Consider the following 20,227-nt stretch of genomic DNA (forward strand, 5'->3'; position numbering starts at 1 on the left):
GCGGGAATAGCTCAGTTGGTAGAGCACGACCTTGCCAAGGTCGGGGTCGCGAGTTCGAGTCTCGTTTCCCGCTCCAAATTTAAGACATCGGCAATAGCGGATGTCTGGCTGTAAAGCCAGAAGATTTCGGCGCGTTAGCAAAGCGGTTATGTAGCGGATTGCAAATCCGTCTAGTCCGGTTCGACTCCGGAACGCGCCTCCAATTTCTTCCCGAGCCCGGATGGTGGAATCGGTAGACACAAGGGATTTAAAATCCCTCGGCGTTCGCGCTGTGTGGGTTCAAGTCCCACTCCGGGTACCATGGGAAAGAACAGAATAATCAAAGCAATAAGCAGTGTCGTGAAACCACCTACGGGTGGTTTTTTTATTTTTGTGCTCTATATTCACCATTGTTTCGCCATTCAGCTTCGCCATAAAAAAGAGGGCATTACTGCCCCCCGACGACCGGAACAACTGAAATTCTTCGATTATATCTCGCTGTTTGCGAGGCGTTTTTATGACCTGAAATTTCCTGCTTCTCACTTAACGTACCTTCAAGATCAGAAATTCCTTTGGCTTTCAGATCATGAAAAGTGAACTGGAAATCGAGGTCTGGATATTTTTCTGCAGCAAGTTTTTTAGTCTTCATCCACTGCGCATTAAAAGCATCGCGTGTATATCGCAGACCTGATGGCTGGTGGATGACAAAAATACTCACCATCCCGCTGTTGAGAGGAATGCTGTCAGCAAGATTAACGGCATCCTCCAGACGTTTTGTCCAGGCCTTGATCTGGCTAACTGCGGTTTTACTCTGCTGAATTAAAATCCCTTCGCTCAATATTTGACTCTTTTTGAGGTCAAGAATGTCTCCCTGGCGGGCGCAACATAGATATGCCAACTCCATTGCAACTTTTACGGGAATAGAAGCAACGCTATAAAGTGCATCATATTCCCTGTCGCTAATATAACGGGTCCGAGCCTGCTCTTTAAATTGCTTCACGCCCTGGCAAGGATTCATCTTCACCTTTCCTCGTTCGTATGCCCACCGAAACACCCTGGACATAAATGCTTTCTCGCGGTTTGCCTGAACTCTGCTCTTAACACCTCGTTTACCAGCTTCAGCACAACGCGCATAGCAACGGCGACGGCGATGGCCTTCAACAACCCACACTCCACCTTCATCACGTGCGATAACCTCCAGCGGAGGAACGGTTCCACCGTTCATCAGATAGTTAAACAGGTCGTCATCTGCCTGGCGGGTGCGTTCGTCGTCTTCACGCTTGTTGAAACCTTCACGCACGTGGATATGTTCAAGGCTGATAAACATCCCGGTATCGGTGCGCTTGATGGTCCCATCACGGGACATCTGTTTGAATGAGTTGGCGGCCATCACTTAGCCCCTTCATTCATGACAACATTAGTTACCGGAGTTAACTCACGCAGTTCGCGCTGAGCTTCCAGAAGGTGAAGGTTGCTACGTGTTTTTGTGTGCCTTTCAACAATGCGATCGCATTCTTTTGCCCAGCAGATAACGTCATCGCGTAATACGGTGTTCTCAATAGCCAACGACTTACGCTGCTCCATTGACTCGCACAGCGCCACGCTGACGATATCAAGGCGGTTAGCCAGTTCGGTCATGATCCCGCGGTAAGCAACAGGAAGGAGAGGGGCCGCTTTACGGGCTGCATCGATCAGTTGCTCTCTTGTCATGCGTGGTTGTAACTCAGTGACGTTCTGTGTGGTCGTCATGGTTAGTTTCTCCGTGTTATATGCGCCCTGCACGGCGCTGAATTCTTTGGCCTTGATACTTAAAAGAGGCCACCTTGGTCTTTAGGTTGGACACGTTTTCTTTTTGTGACTTCGGACTTTGAAACCTGCTTATCTGCCCAGGCTTTTGCATGCCTCATCACATCGTCAAAAATCGCGCCTTTTTTACTGGCTTGTGACATTCGCTTATATAAATCAAGTGCTTGCCATGCCCCCCCCTGAGCCACTGAAGAGGAGAAACCTTGTTTAATAAGGATTTCCCTTACGTTCTTCTCAATAAATTCGAGGTGGTTCATTAGTCCTCCAGTGGAAAAATCCGCTGAATTTTGGTTGCACGAATCCCTCGCCAAAAGGCGAATAAAAGTTTGGGTTTCGTTTCAGTAAATGCCCCATGAAGAGGCACTTAGTGAAACGGGCGACTGCAATCGCCGGTAAGTTTCTCCACTCAATTGAAAGCGCGTTCCGCTGGTTTTGGATTTAACGAACTGGCACTTAATGACAAGGGACAGAACGCGCTTTCAGTTGAGTAAAAAGGGCGGTACCAGGGACTTCAAAGGTTGGTACTGGTACCGCCAAGACTCCACACAGCTTTCTTACTTCCTTGGATCACGAAAACTACGTGATTCTGGTGCAGCATGCAGGGTTCGAACCTGCGACCCACGGCTTAGAAGGCCGTTGCTCTATCCAACTGAGCTAATGCCACAACTGGAAGCGCACTCCACCTGTTTCACACCTGTCACCCATAACTGGTAAGTAAAGGAGTGCGCTTTCATGTTGTGAGTTGTGCTGCCGGGACTCGAACCCGGATAACGTCTGGCCAGCCGCATGAGATAACCTGACTGTCGTCTTCCCAGACTCTGGCATTCGTCAGTGCGTCGAACAGCGCTTTGTTGTAGTTGTCCAGATCCCGCCGTCTGTTATCTGGCGGGAAAAGAACTATGTTTACCTCAACGTTGACGTTAACTGGTTTCGGTATACCGCCGTACTGCTGCACAACAGAGGCATAAACGTTCTTTTTGAACTTCCTCCCCATCTCACTAATCAGATGCTTACCCTTTAACGCTCCACGGTCAGGGGACCGGTAATAGGTGTTAACTGTTGGCGGGAATGGCAACGTTAATTTCATTGCTGAACACCTCTCGCTTCCAGCCATGACAAGGCGCATTCTCTTGAATCACTATCACCATTAATGAGTGACTTGATGATCGATATCGCATCTGTCTCATCATTTCCTGAAATAACGGTAATCCCTCTGGAAACCCCTGGCGCTACTGAGATATATCCCTTCTTCGCTATGGCCTTCACATGCTCCGCTGCCGCGTTCGGTGATGAGCAACCAATCAGCCCAGCCAGTTCACATATCGTTGGAGGGAATCCAAACCGGCGCTGATAGTTCACTATCGAACCAAGTACTTCACTTTGTCTCACGGTAAGTTTGTTCACTTCAGCGCTCCTTAATCCGCTTGTTCAAAATCCCGACTTCGAGATACAAATGAGATGGCGTAAAGCCAAGCTGTTTAACCATCCCCATGGCACTGTTAAAAATTGGCCTGGCTATTTCGTCACAATTCATACCAGGATTAGCCTTGCGTTTAGCGGTTATTTCCTCGTTACATCTTCTGGCGATGTTACGAAGCGCGTTACGTGCTTCAACGTCCTGCATAAGCCACCTCCAGCAACGGAGCAGGTTTACAAACGTAACCAGGAAACATGATTACATCAGGGTTTTCTGCCTCATTTCCCCAGTGATGCCAGCCGGGGGCCGCGCTGCGGCTGAACAACTCAATGCGTGACACATCGCCGTATAATTTCTCCAAGCGGTAACGCGCTTCTGCTGGCTTCTGGCTGTGTTCGCCGAGTGGGCTGTAGATAACCTGTTTTACGCTCGCGTTCTGACGCTCAAGACCTTTCCCTCTGGTGGCAATTAGCAGATCCTCAGTATTGGCGCGGGTATGGTTACCACCGTTCATTCGGGTCTGAGCATTCAACAGGTCGAGGAAGTCGTAAAAATCGTCCACGCTACCAGCCTGAAGAGCTTTATTGATATGCTGCTCTGCCAGTGCGTTAAGCTTCACCCAGGTGAATCCCTTCATGGTCCGAACCTTAAAACCCCATGCCTCAGCCAGTTCGATAGCTTCGCGGGTGTGTGTACCGGTGAAAGGTTGCATGTACGGGAAGAACATCACCAGTCCAGCTAACCCAAGAGAAACACAGCCACATTTCTTCGAATCTAAGTTTTGCGAACTACTAAAAATTATCGACATCGTAGCCTGAGGTAACAGTGAGAGCTCTACTTACACCTGAAGTTGCACCGATGACGGGGGTAGTGATATTTCGCCCAGGCAGTGAACTGATGCATCTGTTCAGACATGGGCGTGTTCTTATCGAGCCACAGGCAGAGTCTATGGCTGAGTTACAGTCTGGTCTGCTGCCTGAGACAGCTCAGGAGCTTCAGAACGATCCGTTGATGCGTGATGTCTTCGAAAATCAGAAGGTAATACATCGTGCTGGTGGACTGAATTCACTGGATGCCTGGCTCGAAAGAAAACTGGAATGTCAGTACCCACACAGCGAGTGGCATGATCGCAACTACACCATCACCCGACATGCGCCTGGCTCAATCCGCACGTGCTGGGGCTGTGACTTAAAAATTCGTGAGCAGTTCACTGAAGGTCTGGCGGGTATTGCCCGTCAAAACCTGGTATCCTGGCTTCTGAAGGTCGTAAACGGTCAATTAGGCTTCAGTGAAGACCACGTTCTTACGCTGCCGGAGTTTTGCTGGTGGATGGTCAAGAGCGACCTGGCTGATGAGATACCTGAAGCCGTAGCGCATAAAGCTCTTTGTCTGAAGAAAGAGTCACACCAGTCGGTAACACGTGAAAGCGATATTGTTCCGACATTACCTGCTCAACAACTGGTACAGGAGAAAGCGAAAAAGATAGTGGCAATGAAGGTTGACCCGGAGACGCCGGAATCCTTCATGCTTAAACCCAAGCGTCGTCGCTGGGTGAATGAGAAATACACGAGATGGGTTAAGGCCCAGCCGTGCGTCAAGCGATAGTTCTGGTGTGGATTACTCCCCGATCGCGGCAGGATTCAAGGGACTTTTACCACAAACAAGCAAAACAAGATTGTCATGTACAGATGAAGATGCGCTTATCATTGAAGGTTGCCTGGCACGACTGAAAAGCCGAAAGCCATATGAGCATTCGCTTCTTGTCGCTCATTACCTGTACGGTATCTCGAAGCGGAAGATAGCTAAATCGCGAAAGAAGGATGAGAAACTGATACGCATCGAGATACAGATGGCTGAGGGGTTTATTGATGGCTGCCTGTCAATGCTTAATATTAGTTTGGAAATGGATGTTGAGGTCGGCAGTTACTGAGCTGTGTTGGTTCTGAAACCATCTGAAATTTCTTATAGCACAGAGCCTAACCTAATCAGATAAGGGACTCTGTGCTAACGGCAGACGTCGTCGTTTATTTCATCTTGATAGATGAAGCTGAGGGGCCATGGTAAAAATGGCAGGTGACGCCAGGGAAATCTTATGAATGTCGAATGAGATTCGACTAATAAGCTTTTACTAATGCTTCAATCAAATTAGTCTGATTCGCTATCTCTTCCTTAATTACGTTCATGTCATTGAATGCACATGCCGCCCTGTCATCCCTGGCTTTTTCTATCTTTTCATCATTTCCTAGATAGCTTGCAGAATGTTCAAGTGCTTTGTCGTATTCGAGGTGTGCTATTTCCAGGTTATCAATCAGTTTCGACAGCTTTTCGTTAGCAGCATTAAGTTCAACACTCTTACTATTCATTTGATTTCCTAATTGAAAAGTTATTTTTATTGTGACGGAACTACTTAACCATCATAAACACAACATCTGTACAGATAGTCAGATTTGATTAAGCGCCGTCAGATGACACGACCAGAGTAACGTAGTTTTAGATACAAGCCAGATTAATCGGGCTTATTTTCAACATCCCTTACGTATAGAATTACTGCTGATTTTATATCACCGTCCACATGCTTGGCGTTAATGCTCAGATGAACTGGTTTTCTCTCCCATTCCGCTCGCTGCAATGCTTCTTTATTGCCTGATTCATCCAAAAATACATCCTGAACCACACAGGTTAGTCGCTGTTCCGTATCAACACGGCGAACTTTAACCTTAAAGCTCTCCGGGTCAGTGTTATTGACTTCTTCAATTCTGTAAATGCCATCAATTCGCATTTCAGATGAGCGCCGGCGGGCATTAGTAACCAACTCTTTCGCCATTTCTGAATCGATAGTAACACCGTCAATTTGGGCGCTATCGGAGCGAACAAACGATTTAACCATCTGTGTTTTAGCGTCATAAGACATACGGTCCATGTTATCGAGGAGTGGTTTCTCTGCCACCATCTCCGAAATGACCCGCAGGCGTTTGGTTTCTTGCTCGCTCATGATCTGCATTGTACGGAGATGTTCTTTCTCTCCATCCTTAGCAATTTCTGCAAGGCGAGTATCTTTACGGTTATCTAAGAACCGTTTAAATACTGTTACTCCGCCCCAGATGACTGCTGCGCCGAGAACAGTAAACATGATCTCAGTTGCGTTCATTTTACCAACAAGTTCCTGTGTGAGTTTGGTTAAAAAACCATCAATATTGATTTCTACTATTGAAGAACCCTGTTCTACCGTAACTTCAATTTCCAGAGCGTCAAGTTCTTCTTTGGTCAGTTTGCGGACGTCAGGGACACCATACTTGGCAAGGGCATATGATTTGTTGATTTGAGCCTGCATTTCAACAAAACCCTTCATGACTGAAGGTGTAAGGGATCTGTTGAATTTTTCACCGGTTAATTTGATGGTAAGGTTTGGCCATCCATTAAAACTTAAGCTGTCAGGTAAACCATAACCATCAAGATAGCTTTCAAGCAAATCGAAGGCTTGCTGCTCAGATTCAATGTCCACATGAATCTCATCAAACTTATCCAAAAGTATGTCCTCATTCTAAGCCAACTGTCACCGTAAGGTTTGGAAACGCCTGCTTTTCTTTTATTTTTTAGCTGTGTAGCAAGAAAATAATGGAAAAACAGATAAAAAGCACTAACGCGGTCCGCATTTTGTGGATTATTGTGTTAAGAATGGTCACTTAGACACGTACTTATAAGGTTTTAAACCTCGCTTTGGCGGGGTTTTTTGCTTTATGGTGGTATCCATGACATACACCCAAACGAAAGGAGATTCCATGGGGTTTTATTACGTTTACCAGCATAAAGAGGAAGGCTTGAAAGTTGAGAAGCATCTTGTTGTTTCAGAAGAGTATCTTGATAGAGATAGCGCTAAAATGGCTAGGTCTAAGCATATGCTCAATGATAGGGGATGTGTATTCTCAGAAATTATTGAGGCATCATCACCGCAAGAAGTGCTTCAAAAGGTACAGCCGGAATTGATGAACCGCTGGATATAAAAACACCAATAACCCAATGTCGAAGGTCGCTTATGCGGCCTTTTTTATTCCCCTCATTTCTGAGAGGACTCACAGCAATTAAGAGGGGGCTAAATGTCAGATCCGATTTCCGGTACAGGGCTGGCTGGTGGTGTCCTGACGGGGGCCAGCGTCTATGGATTTCTGTCCGGAACCGATTACGGCGTGGTGTTTGGTGCATTTGCCGGAGCTGTATTTTACATTGCAACCGCCGCGGACCTGAGTGCAGCGCGCCGGCTGGCGTATTTTGTCGTGTCCTACATCGCCGGGATCATCTGCTCAGGGCTAGTTGGTTCAAAGTTGGCTGACTGGACTGGTTACAGTGATAAGCCTCTGGACGCTATCGGAGCCGTAATCGTTTCTGCTTTAGCTGTCAAAATCCTGACGTTTCTGAATAACCAAGATGTCGGCTCGCTGGTGGCGCTGATAACGCGCCGGGGAGGTTCAGGTGGTACTAAATGACCCATCGGCAACAATCAACGCACTGCTTTGTGCTGGGGTAGTGCTGACTCTGATGTTTTATCGTCGTGGCGATTCCCGCCATCGACCATGGATATCTCGATTAGCATGGTTGCTTACAGTCATCTACAGCGCCGTTCCGCTGGCGTATCTGTGCGGTATCTACCCTTACTCATCGTGGGCCACTATCGGGGCCAACGTTATTTTCCTGTCTGTGCTGGTCGCCGTCAGAGGCAATGTGGCGCGGCTTATTGATGCTGTTTACAAATAAAAAATGCGAGTCGCAACGACATCGCTACAACCCGCAAAGTAGATAGAATCATTAGGATTTATCTTAAGTCTCATTGTGACTTAAATTAAATTGAATTTCATCATCTTAGGTGAATGCTAATCCCTACCATTAATAGCGGTTTAATCCGGTACACATATGAACCAATCACAATTTCAGCAGGCGGCTGGTACCAGCGCCGGGGTTTCTGCACGCTGGTTTCTGCACATTGATGCAGCAATGAAAGAGTTCGGCATTATTAAGCCTGAAGACCAGGCAATGTTTATTGCTCAGTCAGGACATGAATCAGCGGGATTCTCCGCGCTGGTGGAGAGCTTCAACTACACCCCAGCCGCTCTGCTGACCACCTTTGGACGCCGTATTACGAACTATCAGGCATATATGCTTGGGCGTGACAAAGAAAAGGGGCAGGTAGCCAATCAGCCAGCCATTGCAAATCTGGTGTACAGCAATCGCCTCGGTAACAAAGCATCAGGAGATGGGTGGAAATATCGTGGCCGTGGACTGATTCAGATTACCGGTCTTGATAATTACCGCCGCTGAGGAACGGGATTAAAACTGGATTTAGTCAGTAATCCTGAGTTGCTGGAAAAGGATATCAACGCAGCACGCTCAGCTGCATGGTTCTACGCCACCAGCGGATGCCTGAGCTACTCCGGCGATCTGGTTCGCATCACTCAGATCATCAATGGTGGACAGAACGGCATTAACGACCGCCGTGCACGTTATGCCAAAGCAAAAACTGCACTGGTATGAGGTCGCAATGGGACTTGAAATGATTATCGGCCTGGCTGTTGCTGTGCTGGCTGCAATTGCAGGTGCTTTTGGTCTGGGTAAATCACGCGGTACTAACATCGCTGAGACAAAAGCGGACAAGCAACGCACTGAAGAACGTGCAGCAGCTACTGAAGCCGTTGCAGAACGCCGGGTAGAGACAACAAAAGGAGCCAGGGATGTACAGCAGACTGTTAATCATCTTCCTGATGACGATGTTGACCGTGAGTTGCGCGAAAAGTTTACCCGCAAAACCTGAAGTAACAGACACGGCCTGTGACTGGGTGAACATCATCTACCTCACAAAGCACGATATTTCCGTGTTGGATAAGCAGACTAAGCGTGACATTCTGGCGCATAACAAATCAGTACAAGCTAACTGTAGAATGTATTGAAACTAATGCTTTGGTAAGCGCAATGCGTGAAAGTGCGACATGGTTGTGTGTTTTATCTCAGAATTGTTTTGCCGTAAAAGAGCATTTTGGGGTTGTAAAAAATGTGGATAACTCGCTATAGTTCAGTCATAGAAAACAAATTTTCATTTTTTTCAAGCCTCTTTTGAGGCTTTTTGCACATTTAGAAATTAAGCAAATGGCACATATAGTATGTTTGGTGTTAAATAGACACTATATGTAGCGCTACAAAAGGAGATTTCACTATGACCCCGGCTGAGTTCTACGATTTCTATGGCATTAAACCTGCAGAGATGATGACTGGAGAGACTGTTAACAACTTTGCTTCCAGAGTACTTGCTCAACAAACGAGTACGAGTGGTAGTACCGGTGTTTGGTACTCTCAAGGTACTGCAGCGCAGGCTAAGCAAAATCAAAGTACACATCATCAACTTTACACGTACTAAACACTATGCCTAATTGGAGTGACGTACTGGGTGAGATGACGGCTCTCGCCCAGAAGAGTCCTATGGATGAGGTTCGCCGTAAATATTTATTACAACTGTCTAATCACACGGGAAGAAATGTAATTACATATTATTCCGGATGGTTACAACATGGCGGTGCAGAAGTTCGACATCTCACCCAGATGACAGATGACGATAAAAATGGATTAATGACTGCTATTAATGGTTTAGATGTTACAAAGGGGTTGGATTTAATATTACATACCCCTGGAGGTGACATCGCCGCCTTAGAGTCTATTGGTCATTATCTGCGTTCTAAGTTTGGGACTGATATCAGAGCTATCGTCCCTATGATTTCAATGTCATGCGGTACCATGCTTGCGTGCTGTGCTAATGAAATCATAATGGGTAAACAGTCCAATATTGGCCCGATTGACCCTCAGTTTAATGGATTTTCTACGCATGCCATTATTGAGGAATGGAACAGAGCTCAGGCGGAAATTTTTAACAATCCAGCCGCTGTGCAAATGTGGCAGTTCATACTTCAGAAACTCAACCCTACTATTATCGGTGAGTGTGAAAAAGCTATCAAATGGGCGAATGAGATTGTTAAGCACTGGCTTATGACGGGTATGTTTGCAAATGATCCGGAGTCAGAAACAAAAGCAACTCATGTATGCTCAGAACTGAACAATCATCATACAACTTACACTCATTCGAGACACATCCATTTCGATAAAGCTCAGAAAATTGGATTGAATGTTACAGAGTTGGAAAGTGATCAAGTCCTCCAGGATTTGGTTTTGACTATCCATCACAGTTACATGCACTCGTTTGGTGGAGCGCCTCTCGCAAAGATCATAGAAAACCATAATGGGAACGCTATGATTTGGAATATGCAATCGTAATAACTTACTTACACACTATATAAAGCCTCGCATATGCGGGGCTTTTTTATGCGCTTCGCACGCGCACCATGAAGAGAGTCTTTCAGTAGTGAGCCTGGGTGATGCCGTTAGGTTGCGTTTACCTCTCGGGCGGCATTGCCGTGCGACAGGCTCACGTCTAAAAGGAAACGCACATGAAGTATCAGCTTGCAAAATTGTATCGCGGTGATTGTTTCTTCGGGTATGGAATAGCCGTAGGTGGCTTGCTTATTGATGGTCAGGTTTCAACGGTGATAGAAACTGCGCCAAACGAAATGCCGAAAGTTATTGCGACATTTAATCTCAGCAATGAACATTCCGAAAAACAACCACGAATTGATTTAGACAACCCAAGAGCTTCTAACGAATTCCAGATTGTAATCCATCCAGATAAGACATTAACCGTTGAGCAGTTAAAAGAGTTGCGAGAAACGGTGAAAGGATTTCTTACCAAGCATAATTTGTCTGGTGGTGGCGCATGGACGTCTTTATAAGCGGAATTAGGTTTGTACCAGAAAGCGCCAATTCATCGCGCATAGGAATAGCAATTACAACCCATAATCGTCCTGAAGTGCTTAAGCGTGCCATTGAGCAGCACATGAAGCATCTTCCATCTGGTGCGCTGGTGGTTGTGATAGACGATGGATCAAGTCCTGCTGCAATAGTTCCTAATGGGGTTAAGTTGGTACGTCATGATCAATCACTCGGCATTGTCGCCTCTAAGAACGCCAGCCTGACAGCGCTGGTGGACGCCGGGTGTGAGCATCTTTTCCTGTGGGATGATGACGCATGGCCAATAGCTGATAACTGGCATCTACCCTACATCGAGTCACCAGAGCCCCATCTGGCTTATCAGTTTCTTGACCTCACTGGCCCACGAAAGATTAACGATATGACTGTCCTGTACAGGGATGATAAGCATATCGCTTACACCGGGCAGCGCGGTGTAATGCTGTACTACCACCGCAGCGCCATTGATAAGGTTGGCGGCTTTGATCCGGTATACGGTCGTGGCATGTACGAGCATCCCGATCTGGCGCTTCGTATTCACAACGCAGGGTTATCGACATGGGCCTTCGCTGATGTGGTTGGCTCTGAAAATCTGATTCACTCAATGGATGAGCACGAAGAGGGCTCACGCTCCATCCCTCGGCCTGATCGCGAAGCTTTAGTAAAGCGCAACGTTGGTATTTTCAACGCGAGGCGTGATAGTGGATATACAGCTTTCACTTCTTACCGAAGTAACCCAAATCTTGTTCTGACTACATTACTGACAAGTCAGCCAGATCCACAGCGCACAGGGAGAATGAAACATGATGCTGGCATTCTACAGTCGTGGGTTGATTCAGTGTCTGGTGCAGTGCCGGTTGTCCTGGCGGATGAACTGAAAGTATTACCTTATGGCGTAGAGTTGTACGAAGTTCCTGAGTTGAGCATGAGCCCTTACTTTGCTCGCTGGCTTCACATTTACCAATACCTGCGCTCACATCCTGAATTTGATCTGGTCTGGTGTACTGACGGTACCGATGTCGAGATGCTTAGAGAACCCTGGGCAGAAATGCAGTCGGGTAAAATATATGTTGGGTCTGAGCATAAGACGTATTCCGATGAATGGATGAAGGCCAATCACCATGGAAAAGCATATAGCGACTTCATCGCGCAGCATCGTGATGAACCGCTGTTGAATGCTGGTCTGTTAGGTGGTAGTAGAAAAGATGTGATGGAGTTTGCTCACCGTATCATCCGTCAGCACTACCTGATTGAAAGCCACCGATTCTGGAAGATGGAGACTGCACCCGCCACGTTGGTGGATATGGGCGCTTTCGGAATGGCTGCAAAGTCATTTGGTAATCGAATCGTTACCGGCCCTCTGGTGCATACCATCTTTAAAACGGACGGTTTCGGTAAGGCGTTAGCGTGGTGGAAACACAAATAAGTGACCAGAGATTAATGAATGACTTAAGTCAGCAACAAAGTCTTGATCTGGCAGGGCTAAAAAGCATCAATTGTTTTATTTTTAGCCAGCCAAAACCTTGGCTGGTTACCAAAACTAATCAGGTTCAGGAAGCGTTTGAGAGTGACGTGAGCGAAAAATAATGCTTCTCATGGTTTGTCTGGCGGTCTGAAGGTCTAAGTTTTCAACTGCAATCCTGAGTTGATCATGGATACTCATCAATGAGTTGCAATAACCTGGACGAGTGGGTATTGAGGTTTTAACTTCAATGTTATTTGAAACCAACGCACCAATGGCTTCTAACACATTTTCATTAGTAAGGTTGTTCACGTACTCGGCGCGCAATGGCTGAAATACAAAACCTGTTTCGTCTTGCTTGATTAGTATTTTTGAACGGTCTGGACGCATGTCATCACGAAGGAAAGGCATTACCCGCCAGCCGCAATACCATGTTCGACAAACATCTGGCCTTTCTTCATAGATACCGCAGCCTGTTTGGTTAGACAGGTGAGGACAGCGTGCATCTGCTTTCTTTGTTAACGCTGGGTTTTCAATCCGCAAGTTAATACAGCAAACATTGCACTCATTGCACTGCCGATCTGCTACTAAATGATCACTTAACGACATGTTGGCCTCATTTATGTATTGATAAAATCTCAAGTTTTTTCCGCATTTTATAGATGGGTAATGTTCATTCATATCCTGACAAATGATCAGTAGCCGCCGTTGTGCGGCTATTTTATTGGAGCACGTTGATGGCTAATCAGGTCAAGTTTGTGGTGGTTGGCCATCAAGCCCGCCGCGCCATGGCTACCCGTCTTGTTAATCAACTGGGTGCTCAGTTGCTGATTGATGAAGAGGATCACGGTGCTAACTGGAATCATCGACGCGCGCTGGAATGGGCAGCCAATCAATCATGCCGTGTGGTAGTGCTTGAAGATGATGCTATGCCAGTTGCTGATTTCTGCGAAAAGATTGCTGTATGGCTTGCACGTTATCCGGATGCACTGTGTTCATTTTATCTCGGCACTGGCCGTCCACCACAGTATCAACTGGAGATAGCATCAAAGTTAATAGCAGCTGATAAGGCCAGAGCTGACTTCATTACATTGCCGCGTCTTATTCATGGCGTCTGCTACAGCGTACCTCAGCAACATATCAAGAGAGTGCTGGATAAATGGAACCACAGCAAAGCAGCAGACTATGCAGTCGGTGATGCTTACGGTGGCCCTGTTGTCTATCCATGCTACTCACTCGTTGACCACGCTGATGGACAGCAAGTAGAACCAGCCAGAGACAATCAGCCAAGAACAGAACGCCGCAAAGCATGGAGGTTACATGTCTAAGTTAAAGACACTACATCCTCGCCTGAAAGCTATCGACACCAGACGAATAAAGCCTGTCTATGGTGAGAATCGTCGAGTGAGTGGAAGCGCAAGGGTAAGCCTTAAGCGTCGTATCTATGGCATGCGCAGGATGCGCCAGACGGCGGGAGTGGATTAAAAAGTGGACGAGGATTGCCTATGAACGATCAGCAGGTAAACGAACTAACGGCGGCACTGAAAGCGCTGGCAACGTCTCAACTGAAACAGGCAGAAGCGATAAACCGTCTGGCTCAGGCGGATGAAACACTGATATCTCTGATTGCAAAAACGCTCGTTGATGAATTTGATGATGAGCTGCCACCGCAGACCTATCTTGATGGTAAGCCGAGGTAATCGTGGAGTTTGCTAAACTGCGTCACCGCATCACTATTCAGCGACGAATATCTGTCCAGTCACCAACCACAGGGGCAATGGAATATACCTGGAACAACGTGGCAGATGTTTATGCCAGCGTGGTTTCTTCATCAGTCCGTGACTTCATTGCAGCTCAAGCCGAAAACGTAAAAGTAACGGCCAGAATCACTATCCGATACCGGGAAGATATTCAGGAGAAAGACCGTATTCTTTTCCGTGGCAAAATCTACAGCATTGAGGGGATTCTTCCTGACCCTGATAGTGGACTCGAATATCTCACGCTTCCGTGCTCAGAGGGGGTAACCCAGGAGTGAACGTTACCTTCCTTCCTGTCTCGCGTTTCAAACGTCGTTTTGTCAAAGTGGAGTTCTGGAAGTGACTATCAGAATTTATCCTTCACAACTGCCTGGCGAGCCACTCGAAACTCATGAACATGGCGCAGTAACTATCCATCAGTGGCTTGCGAAGAACGTTCAGGGCTATAAGCCTGATATGAAGCACCCGATCACCGTTGATGTTGATGGAGAGAACATACCGCCTCAGGCATGGTTTGAATTTGCTATCAAATCAGACAGTGATGTCAGAATTTACCCTGTCCCTTATGGCGCTGTAGCTCTTGCCTGGATTGCCGTTGCTGTATCAGTTGCATCAGTTGCGTATGCTCTTTTCTTTGCTCCTGGTGTTGGTGACCTTGGCGGTTATTCATCAGGAACGGGAAACCCTCTTGATGTAAATCCTGCTAAAGCGAATAACGCAAAATTGGGCGACCCGATACGTGAGTTATTTGGACGAAGCCGTATTTATCCTGACTATGCAGTGCAGCCTGTAACAAGATTCTCAGTTGATGATCCAACGGTAATGACAGTTGAAATGTTCGTTGTTATGGGGAGAGGGCGTTTTTCATTTGGGGATGGCGATATTCGTGTAGGGTCAACCCCAATTGCCTCTCTTGGCGATGGGTTTAACTACACAGTGTATCAACCCGGGCAAAACGTTAGTGGAGATCAACGATCAGAAAACTGGTTCAATTCCACAGAGGTTGGGGGAACCGCATCTGGTTCTGGTCTTGATATGGCGCAAACCGCGCCGGATACGGAAGATGTTGTTGCTAATTCGCTAACCGTTTCCGGACCGACAATAACATTTAATGGGCTGAGCACGGATGATGGAGATGAAACAACAAATGACCTTCCAGATACATGGACTGTTGGTGCAATTGTTGAGTTAATTGTTCCTGATTCCTATGTGGTAACTAATGATGGTGCTTACAGCAGAATTACCAGTGACACGCTTGAGGAAATAGCTCCTTATATTGGGATGCCAGTAACTCTCTGGTACAACAGCATTGATTACCAACTATTCATTGCTGATTTTATACCTCACTCTGAACCAGTCGGCGAAGATGTGATTACCGCATCAATAACCCTCGCTTACGATAGCGCTACCGGGACTCCGTTCACCGGGATTCCTGAGGGTTATGTCAGGCTATCTGTTTCCCATTCTGGAAGCGAATATAAGATTCTTGAGATAGATGGTAGCTCTGTAACTCTGGAGCGGGTTATTAATGGCAGCGTTGATCCGTCATGGCCTGGATTTTCACCGCGCACAGTTCTTGATTTTGAAGCCAACGGTTTAAATGAGAACGATAGTTGGATGGGACCTTTTCTGGCGTGCCCAGAAAATGAAGTTGTTGATATGTTAGAAGTAAACTTCTTCTTCCCAAACGGAATTTGTGGGTATAACAAAAAAGGGAACAAACAATACCGTGAGGTGAAGTGGGAGATTCAGTACCGGCCATATGGTTCAGGCGTCGGGTGGATAAGTAAAACCGGATCGTACTACCTGCAGAATATCAATGGACTGGGATTCACCGAACGAGTCACGCTGGATGCGCCTGCTCTGGTAGAGGTCAGAGCTCGCCGCACGAACGAGCAGGGTCAGGATAACAGTCGTGATAATATGTACTGGCAGTCATTACGAGGACGTTTGTTGTCACGACCGGCATTTTATTCTGGCGTCACTACAATGGCGGTTACGGTGGAAACGGGCGGTAAACTTGCAGCGCAGTCAGATCGCCGCGTAAATATTGTCGCCACACGAATTTATGATTCTGGTGTGTCAAGGAGCATTTCTGGGGCTCTGTATCATATAGGTAATGAGTTGGGGCTGGCGATGGACCATGAAGCTATTGACTCACTAGAAACTACTTACTGGACCCCTGGCAGCGAATTCTTTGACTATGCAACCACGGATTCTGTTTCTGCGCTGGAGATGCTTCAGAAGGTGACAAATGTAGGGAAAAGCTACTTCCTTCTTACCGATGGTCTGGCATCTGTAGCAAGGGAAGGTGTGAAAACGTGGACGGGAATAATCAGCCCACAGGAGATGACTGATCCGCTTCAGACTGCTTTCGTTGCTCCGTCAGCAGATGACTATGATGGTGTGGATGTTACATATATCAACGGCACTACATGGGCTGAAGAGACGGTGCAGTGCAGAACATCAGATAACCCTACTCCGGTAAAGACTGAGGACTATACGCTTGATGGTGTTCTTGATCAGGACCGCGCTTATCAGATAGGTATGCGAAGACTGATGAAGTATCGACAGCAACGTCTTACTCACACGACTACAACGGAAATGGATGCTCTCTGCTATAACGTTGGTGACAGGATTATCTTTACTGATGACATTCCAGGTAGCAAAACAATAAGCACGTTGATTGAGACTATGAGCACTAGTAACGGTGTAACGACTGTAACGGTATCTGAACCTCTAGACTGGACATTTACAAACCCAAGAGCCCTGATTCGCTATCAGGATGGTTCAGCTTCAGGTTTGCTCGTTGCCACCAGAATTGGAGACAATGAATTATCAGTGCCTGAACAACCAGAGTTCGGTAATATCATGCTTAACAACCCTGCAATAGAACCACCACGTTTAATATTCTGCGAATCTTCACGTGTAGGATATAGCGGTATCATTTCAGAGATAGCGCCTCAATCTGATGGTACATGCCAGGTAACTGCAAAAGAATATCGCGACTCCTTCTATCAGTACGACAATGCCGTTTATCCCGGCGATGTAGTTAATCTAAATAATTAAAGATACCCGCCTCGGCGGGTTTTTTCTTATGAGGCTCATATGACGACTTATAACACCGGCAATCCGCTGGGGTCTGCTGCTGCAAAAGATTTGTACGATAACGCTCAAAACCTTGATCACCTGTCTAATGATCAAGTTAATGAAACGTGGGGTGACCGCTTTGGCAAACCACGGATGACCTGGTATGGGATGGAAAAAAGTTACCAGGAAAAACTGGCGTCAATGGGATGGACATTGATGGACTCATTCCAGGATGGAGCAAATTTAACAAGGGCAGATGAAGCGCTTCACTGGAAACTTCCTGATGGAAATGGTGAATATTACCGCTGGGATGGTGAGCTTCCTAAAACCGTTCCGGTTGGCTCAACTCCTGCATCAACTGGCGGTGTAGGCCCGGGTGCGTGGGTTAGTGTTGGAGATGCGTCACTACGAAGTGATCTTGCAAGTCATGCAAGCGGTGAAGGCGCTGAATTGGTGGCATTAAAGCAGCAAGTTTCTAATGCGAAAGAGCGCACTGTTTATGACTGGATTGCTGATATCATAACTGCAAAGGATGGGGATAGTATTGTTGCAGATGGTATAAATAATGATGCTGTTGGTATAAATGCTTTTCTACCTGTACTGGCAGCAGCGAATCGTGAACTCCTTTTAGTGCCCGGCGTTTATTTGTTAAACGATGACATTACAATAGATATACCGGTAACGTTCCACCCCGGAGCAATCATTAAGCCACGAAACGGCGCTCAGGTTACATTTAACGCAGAAATTACGGCTGGTAAATACCAGATATTTGATACCGAGGACGATTTTTATGCAGAACCTGAAGCAATGACATCTATAAAAATAACAGGGGGTGACGTCCGTCCAGAGTGGTTTGGAGCCACAACGACTAGTGATGTCGGAAATATACTTAATATTGTGGATTCTTCTTCTGCATTCAGAAAGGCATTTAGGGCTACAACTGGTGATTTCAAACCTATTGACTCTACGAATCTCAAATCAGAGTTTATATGTAAAAAAATAGAGCTATCAAATGGTCATTATAGGCTTGATAAACCAACCATACACGGCTTCTACAAAAACAATAAATTCTATAAGGTTAATGGTGGTGGATATGTAGGGAAAGGAATGGGTAGCTCTATTCTTGTTTACACCGATCTCCAATATGAAGGAAATGCTTTCTTTGATTTTTCATATGGATCGTGGGAAATGCATGAACTGTCAGGATTCAAATGCACAGCTTACAATCCACTAGAAGATGACCCATATTACGCAAGGGTGGGAGCTATAATGCTTTTCGGCTCAACAGACTCATTGATAACAAATGAAATATGGGCTTCTGGAGCAAAATATATCCGCAACGATCCTGATGGCACAAGGAGAGGAGGGGTTGGCATACAATTTGAATCATTAGTTGATCATTCATTTTGTAACCTCCTTGTTGAACATTGCATCAACGGCATCGCCTTTAGTTCGTGCATAAGTACGGGCGTAAACATTAAAGGGTTTACTAATACTGTTTCTGATTTTGCATTTGGTAATTTCATTCCTGACTGGCCTCCAGTAAGCGAGCAGACAACGTCTAATTTAATATGTATCAGCGGACTCGAAAGCAAAGCATGCAGTGCAACACCGTTGTTCTTTGGAACTAATGAAAATAATGTGGTTATTTATGGTATTATTGTTGATGGAAGGGCAGAAGCATCTTTATCAACAGTAACGTATCAAGTCATTGGTATATCTAAATCGGGCGGAGCGCACGGGACTATTTCTGGGATCGCAGTTAATACAAACTATGGGTTAATAGATGATATTGGCACAGGAATGGCTGGAGGTGATGGGAAAACACTAAACTTAAATTTTACTATTAGTGGAGTATACGGGGCTATAGGTTCTGAATTTGCCGTCATTAATATAAAAAATCCAACATCCAGGATAAATGCGACGCTAAATTTAAGCAACAGCTCATTACCTGCAATATTAAGTTACTCATCGCACTCTACCCTCAGCCTCTCAAGCTTAGATGTGGCCGGAGGCACACAAGATGCATTATTAGAAGTAAAGAGTGGAAATTTAATAATTAATAGCTTAGATGATAGCAGTTCCACGTATGGCAAGCTTGCATATGTTGAAAATTCGGTCTTAATAATGCCTCCGATTATAGTCTCAACCAACAGAGGCATTATAAAAGGTACTGGCGGTCAAATAAAAACAGCTTCCATTATTGATTTTACATAAATTCATAAACAAGCCCTTAAAGGGCTTGTTTCTTTCCGTATAAATATTTGTAGGCCTTTATTGTAGTAAAATAAGATATTAGCAAGCATATTATGGTATAAACTATAGTATCGACTGGATTGTGTAAATATATTGGCATTCCCAACATATTAAATGTTGAATAAATCAAAGTCTTTATTAATTGCTCTGTTCCACATAGCACCAAGGTAGAACGGCCTATCTCCAGTATGGGGGGTAATGTTATAAATTTTGATAGCATTATATTTGGTATAAATAACAGCACTGTAATAACAAATGATAGAATTATTCTCATCGTCTCGCTATGGATATTGTGGTAATGACTCCAACTTATTGATAGTGTTTTATGTTCAGATAATGCCCGATGACTTTGTCATGCAGCTCCACCGATTTTGAGAACGACAGCGACTTCCGTCCCAGCCGTGCCAGGTGCTGCCTCAGATTCAGGTTATGCCGCTCAATTCGCTGCGTATATCGCTTGCTGATTACGTGCAGCTTTCCCTTCAGGCGGGATTCATACAGCGGCCAGCCATCCGTCATCCATATCACCACGTCAAAGGGTGACAGCAGGCTCATAAGACGCCCCAGCGTCGCCATAGTGCGTTCACCGAATACGTGCGCAACAACCGTCTTCCGGAGCCTGTC

23 protein-coding genes, 4 tRNA genes and 6 pseudogenes are annotated in these 20,227 nt (G+C 46.0%); 21 read left to right on the forward strand and 12 right to left on the reverse strand.

Features of this window, described 5'->3' with window-relative positions:
- The 3 genes from OGX92_RS06665 to OGX92_RS06675 all read left to right on the forward strand — a co-directional run bounded on the left by OGX92_RS06665 (position 1) and on the right by OGX92_RS06675 (position 301).
- Positions 1–76, forward strand: a tRNA-Gly gene (locus OGX92_RS06665).
- Positions 77–128: 52 nt separating this feature from the next.
- Positions 129–202 (forward strand) — tRNA-Cys (locus OGX92_RS06670).
- A gap of 12 nt (positions 203–214) precedes the next feature.
- A tRNA-Leu gene (locus tag OGX92_RS06675) sits at positions 215–301 on the forward strand.
- A 126-nt stretch (positions 302–427) separates the two neighbouring features.
- Here OGX92_RS06675 and OGX92_RS06680 read toward each other — a convergent pair.
- From OGX92_RS06680 to OGX92_RS06715, 8 genes and pseudogenes are all read right to left on the reverse strand, one after another.
- The gene (locus OGX92_RS06680; protein ID WP_286586350.1) at positions 428–1,369 is read right to left on the reverse strand and encodes a tyrosine-type recombinase/integrase; all 942 of its coding nucleotides are present in this window, start codon (positions 1,367–1,369) and stop codon (positions 428–430) included.
- Entirely contained in the window at positions 1,369–1,728 is a 360-nt protein-coding gene (locus OGX92_RS06685) for a hypothetical protein (RefSeq protein ID WP_230320588.1), read from the reverse strand. Before OGX92_RS06685 ends, OGX92_RS06680 begins: the two co-directional genes overlap by 1 nt.
- 59 nt (positions 1,729–1,787) lie before the next feature.
- On the reverse strand, positions 1,788–2,042 hold the full coding sequence (locus tag OGX92_RS06690) for a hypothetical protein (protein WP_183273559.1): 255 nt from the start codon (positions 2,040–2,042) through the stop codon (positions 1,788–1,790).
- A gap of 330 nt (positions 2,043–2,372) precedes the next feature.
- Positions 2,373–2,449, reverse strand: a tRNA-Arg gene (locus tag OGX92_RS06695).
- Positions 2,450–2,578: 129 nt separating this feature from the next.
- A pseudogene (locus OGX92_RS06700) lies at positions 2,579–2,872 on the reverse strand (RusA family crossover junction endodeoxyribonuclease); the annotation flags it as partial.
- Positions 2,869–3,189, reverse strand: coding sequence for a LexA family protein (locus tag OGX92_RS06705; protein ID WP_286586352.1), 321 nt, complete (start codon positions 3,187–3,189; stop codon positions 2,869–2,871). The pseudogene OGX92_RS06700 and the gene OGX92_RS06705, both read right to left, overlap by 4 nt.
- Position 3,190: 1 nt before the next feature.
- A complete protein-coding gene (locus OGX92_RS06710; protein ID WP_286586353.1) occupies positions 3,191–3,409 on the reverse strand; it encodes a hypothetical protein in 219 nt (72 codons plus the stop codon).
- The gene (locus tag OGX92_RS06715; protein ID WP_286586354.1) at positions 3,396–4,010 is read right to left on the reverse strand and encodes an MT-A70 family methyltransferase; all 615 of its coding nucleotides are present in this window, start codon (positions 4,008–4,010) and stop codon (positions 3,396–3,398) included. Before OGX92_RS06715 ends, OGX92_RS06710 begins: the two co-directional genes overlap by 14 nt.
- A 17-nt stretch (positions 4,011–4,027) precedes the next feature.
- Here OGX92_RS06715 and OGX92_RS06720 point away from each other — a divergent pair.
- Together OGX92_RS06720 and OGX92_RS06725 are read left to right on the forward strand one after the other, a co-directional pair.
- Positions 4,028–4,798, forward strand: a pseudogene (locus OGX92_RS06720) (DUF968 domain-containing protein); the annotation flags it as partial.
- Complete coding sequence (locus OGX92_RS06725; RefSeq protein WP_286586355.1) at positions 4,758–5,132, forward strand: antiterminator Q family protein; 375 nt, start codon at positions 4,758–4,760, stop codon at positions 5,130–5,132. The pseudogene OGX92_RS06720 and the gene OGX92_RS06725, both read left to right, overlap by 41 nt.
- A gap of 184 nt (positions 5,133–5,316) precedes the next feature.
- Here OGX92_RS06725 and OGX92_RS06730 read toward each other — a convergent pair whose 3' ends face one another.
- Together OGX92_RS06730 and OGX92_RS06735 are read right to left on the reverse strand one after the other, a co-directional pair.
- On the reverse strand, positions 5,317–5,565 hold the full coding sequence (locus tag OGX92_RS06730) for a hypothetical protein (protein WP_286586356.1): 249 nt from the start codon (positions 5,563–5,565) through the stop codon (positions 5,317–5,319).
- A gap of 143 nt (positions 5,566–5,708) precedes the next feature.
- Positions 5,709–6,728 carry a hypothetical protein gene (locus tag OGX92_RS06735; protein ID WP_286586357.1) on the reverse strand — a complete coding sequence of 340 codons (1,020 nt, stop codon included), beginning with the start codon at positions 6,726–6,728 and terminating at the stop codon, positions 5,709–5,711.
- 223 nt (positions 6,729–6,951) lie between these two features.
- On the opposite strand from OGX92_RS06735, the gene OGX92_RS06740 reads away from it, so the two are divergent.
- The 9 genes and pseudogenes from OGX92_RS06740 (at position 6,952) to OGX92_RS06780 (ending at position 12,464) form a co-directional block, all read left to right on the forward strand.
- On the forward strand, positions 6,952–7,203 hold the full coding sequence (locus tag OGX92_RS06740) for a hypothetical protein (RefSeq protein ID WP_286586358.1): 252 nt from the start codon (positions 6,952–6,954) through the stop codon (positions 7,201–7,203).
- Between the two features lie 93 nt (positions 7,204–7,296).
- Entirely contained in the window at positions 7,297–7,683 is a 387-nt protein-coding gene (locus OGX92_RS06745) for a phage holin family protein (protein ID WP_003833974.1), read from the forward strand.
- Positions 7,670–7,951 (forward strand): phage holin family protein, encoded by a 282-nt coding sequence (locus tag OGX92_RS06750; RefSeq protein WP_087051410.1) that lies wholly within the window; start codon positions 7,670–7,672, stop codon positions 7,949–7,951. The genes OGX92_RS06745 and OGX92_RS06750 overlap by 14 nt, the downstream gene beginning before the upstream one ends.
- 156 nt (positions 7,952–8,107) lie before the next feature.
- A pseudogene (locus OGX92_RS06755) lies at positions 8,108–8,725 on the forward strand (glycoside hydrolase family 19 protein).
- A 7-nt stretch (positions 8,726–8,732) separates the two neighbouring features.
- Positions 8,733–9,002 carry a hypothetical protein gene (locus OGX92_RS06760; protein WP_071692353.1) on the forward strand — a complete coding sequence of 90 codons (270 nt, stop codon included), beginning with the start codon at positions 8,733–8,735 and terminating at the stop codon, positions 9,000–9,002.
- Positions 8,959–9,138 carry a hypothetical protein gene (locus tag OGX92_RS06765; RefSeq protein ID WP_286586359.1) on the forward strand — a complete coding sequence of 60 codons (180 nt, stop codon included), beginning with the start codon at positions 8,959–8,961 and terminating at the stop codon, positions 9,136–9,138. Before OGX92_RS06760 ends, OGX92_RS06765 begins: the two co-directional genes overlap by 44 nt.
- Positions 9,139–9,664: 526 nt before the next feature.
- A complete protein-coding gene (locus OGX92_RS06770; protein WP_235127312.1) occupies positions 9,665–10,510 on the forward strand; it encodes an SDH family Clp fold serine proteinase in 846 nt (281 codons plus the stop codon).
- A gap of 173 nt (positions 10,511–10,683) precedes the next feature.
- Positions 10,684–11,022 carry a hypothetical protein gene (locus OGX92_RS06775; protein ID WP_286586360.1) on the forward strand — a complete coding sequence of 113 codons (339 nt, stop codon included), beginning with the start codon at positions 10,684–10,686 and terminating at the stop codon, positions 11,020–11,022.
- Positions 11,007–12,464 carry a glycosyltransferase family 2 protein gene (locus OGX92_RS06780; protein ID WP_286586361.1) on the forward strand — a complete coding sequence of 486 codons (1,458 nt, stop codon included), beginning with the start codon at positions 11,007–11,009 and terminating at the stop codon, positions 12,462–12,464. The genes OGX92_RS06775 and OGX92_RS06780 overlap by 16 nt, the downstream gene beginning before the upstream one ends.
- Before the next feature lie 114 nt (positions 12,465–12,578).
- Here the strand turns inward: OGX92_RS06780 and OGX92_RS06785 are convergent, their stop codons facing one another.
- The gene (locus tag OGX92_RS06785; RefSeq protein ID WP_286586362.1) at positions 12,579–13,181 is read right to left on the reverse strand and encodes a YkgJ family cysteine cluster protein; all 603 of its coding nucleotides are present in this window, start codon (positions 13,179–13,181) and stop codon (positions 12,579–12,581) included.
- A 53-nt stretch (positions 13,182–13,234) separates the two neighbouring features.
- Here OGX92_RS06785 and OGX92_RS06790 point away from each other — a divergent pair, with 53 nt between their 5' ends.
- The 7 genes and pseudogenes from OGX92_RS06790 (at position 13,235) to OGX92_RS06820 (ending at position 19,564) form a co-directional block, all read left to right on the forward strand.
- A complete protein-coding gene (locus OGX92_RS06790) occupies positions 13,235–13,828 on the forward strand; it encodes a hypothetical protein (RefSeq protein WP_286586363.1) in 594 nt (197 codons plus the stop codon).
- Positions 13,821–13,946: pseudogene (locus OGX92_RS06795) on the forward strand (HNH endonuclease); the annotation flags it as partial. The gene OGX92_RS06790 and the pseudogene OGX92_RS06795, both read left to right, overlap by 8 nt.
- A gap of 59 nt (positions 13,947–14,005) precedes the next feature.
- Entirely contained in the window at positions 14,006–14,200 is a 195-nt protein-coding gene (locus OGX92_RS06800; RefSeq protein ID WP_095112455.1) for a hypothetical protein, read from the forward strand.
- Positions 14,201–14,202: 2 nt separating this feature from the next.
- Complete coding sequence (locus OGX92_RS06805; RefSeq protein ID WP_286586364.1) at positions 14,203–14,535, forward strand: phage head closure protein; 333 nt, start codon at positions 14,203–14,205, stop codon at positions 14,533–14,535.
- Positions 14,523–14,600 (forward strand): annotated as a pseudogene (locus OGX92_RS06810) (nitrite transporter); the annotation flags it as partial. The gene OGX92_RS06805 and the pseudogene OGX92_RS06810, both read left to right, overlap by 13 nt.
- On the forward strand, positions 14,597–17,326 hold the full coding sequence (locus OGX92_RS06815; RefSeq protein ID WP_286586365.1) for a host specificity factor TipJ family phage tail protein: 2,730 nt from the start codon (positions 14,597–14,599) through the stop codon (positions 17,324–17,326). The pseudogene OGX92_RS06810 and the gene OGX92_RS06815, both read left to right, overlap by 4 nt.
- Positions 17,327–17,365: 39 nt before the next feature.
- Positions 17,366–19,564, forward strand: a complete 2,199-nt coding sequence (locus OGX92_RS06820) for a tail fiber/spike domain-containing protein (RefSeq protein ID WP_286586366.1) — start codon at positions 17,366–17,368, stop codon at positions 19,562–19,564.
- A 348-nt stretch (positions 19,565–19,912) separates the two neighbouring features.
- On the opposite strand, the pseudogene OGX92_RS06825 reads toward OGX92_RS06820, so the two are convergent.
- Positions 19,913–20,227, reverse strand: a pseudogene (locus OGX92_RS06825) (IS1-like element IS1B family transposase); the annotation flags it as partial.

This window comes from Citrobacter sp. Cpo089, from assembly GCF_030332695.1.
Classification (GTDB): domain Bacteria; phylum Pseudomonadota; class Gammaproteobacteria; order Enterobacterales; family Enterobacteriaceae; genus Citrobacter; species Citrobacter portucalensis.

Bases quoted from the DNA above. Each gene is read 5' to 3' on its own strand.
- OGX92_RS06680 (WP_286586350.1), bottom strand. From the start codon at position 1,369: ATGGCCGCCAACTCATTCAAACAGATGTCCCGTGATGGGACCATCAAG.
- OGX92_RS06685 (WP_230320588.1), bottom strand. From the start codon at position 1,728: ATGACGACCACACAGAACGTCACTGAGTTACAACCACGCATGACAAGA.
- OGX92_RS06690 (WP_183273559.1), bottom strand. From the start codon at position 2,042: ATGAACCACCTCGAATTTATTGAGAAGAACGTAAGGGAAATCCTTATT.
- OGX92_RS06710 (WP_286586353.1), bottom strand. From the start codon at position 3,409: ATGCAGGACGTTGAAGCACGTAACGCGCTTCGTAACATCGCCAGAAGA.
- OGX92_RS06715 (WP_286586354.1), bottom strand. From the start codon at position 4,010: ATGTCGATAATTTTTAGTAGTTCGCAAAACTTAGATTCGAAGAAATGT.
- OGX92_RS06725 (WP_286586355.1), top strand. From the start codon at position 4,758: ATGAGAAATACACGAGATGGGTTAAGGCCCAGCCGTGCGTCAAGCGAT.
- OGX92_RS06730 (WP_286586356.1), bottom strand. From the start codon at position 5,565: ATGAATAGTAAGAGTGTTGAACTTAATGCTGCTAACGAAAAGCTGTCG.
- OGX92_RS06740 (WP_286586358.1), top strand. From the start codon at position 6,952: ATGACATACACCCAAACGAAAGGAGATTCCATGGGGTTTTATTACGTT.
- OGX92_RS06745 (WP_003833974.1), top strand. From the start codon at position 7,297: ATGTCAGATCCGATTTCCGGTACAGGGCTGGCTGGTGGTGTCCTGACG.
- OGX92_RS06760 (WP_071692353.1), top strand. From the start codon at position 8,733: ATGGGACTTGAAATGATTATCGGCCTGGCTGTTGCTGTGCTGGCTGCA.
- OGX92_RS06765 (WP_286586359.1), top strand. From the start codon at position 8,959: ATGTTGACCGTGAGTTGCGCGAAAAGTTTACCCGCAAAACCTGAAGTA.
- OGX92_RS06770 (WP_235127312.1), top strand. From the start codon at position 9,665: ATGGATGAGGTTCGCCGTAAATATTTATTACAACTGTCTAATCACACG.
- OGX92_RS06775 (WP_286586360.1), top strand. From the start codon at position 10,684: ATGAAGTATCAGCTTGCAAAATTGTATCGCGGTGATTGTTTCTTCGGG.
- OGX92_RS06780 (WP_286586361.1), top strand. From the start codon at position 11,007: ATGGACGTCTTTATAAGCGGAATTAGGTTTGTACCAGAAAGCGCCAAT.
- OGX92_RS06785 (WP_286586362.1), bottom strand. From the start codon at position 13,181: ATGAATGAACATTACCCATCTATAAAATGCGGAAAAAACTTGAGATTT.
- OGX92_RS06800 (WP_095112455.1), top strand. From the start codon at position 14,006: ATGAACGATCAGCAGGTAAACGAACTAACGGCGGCACTGAAAGCGCTG.
- OGX92_RS06820 (WP_286586366.1), top strand. From the start codon at position 17,366: ATGACGACTTATAACACCGGCAATCCGCTGGGGTCTGCTGCTGCAAAA.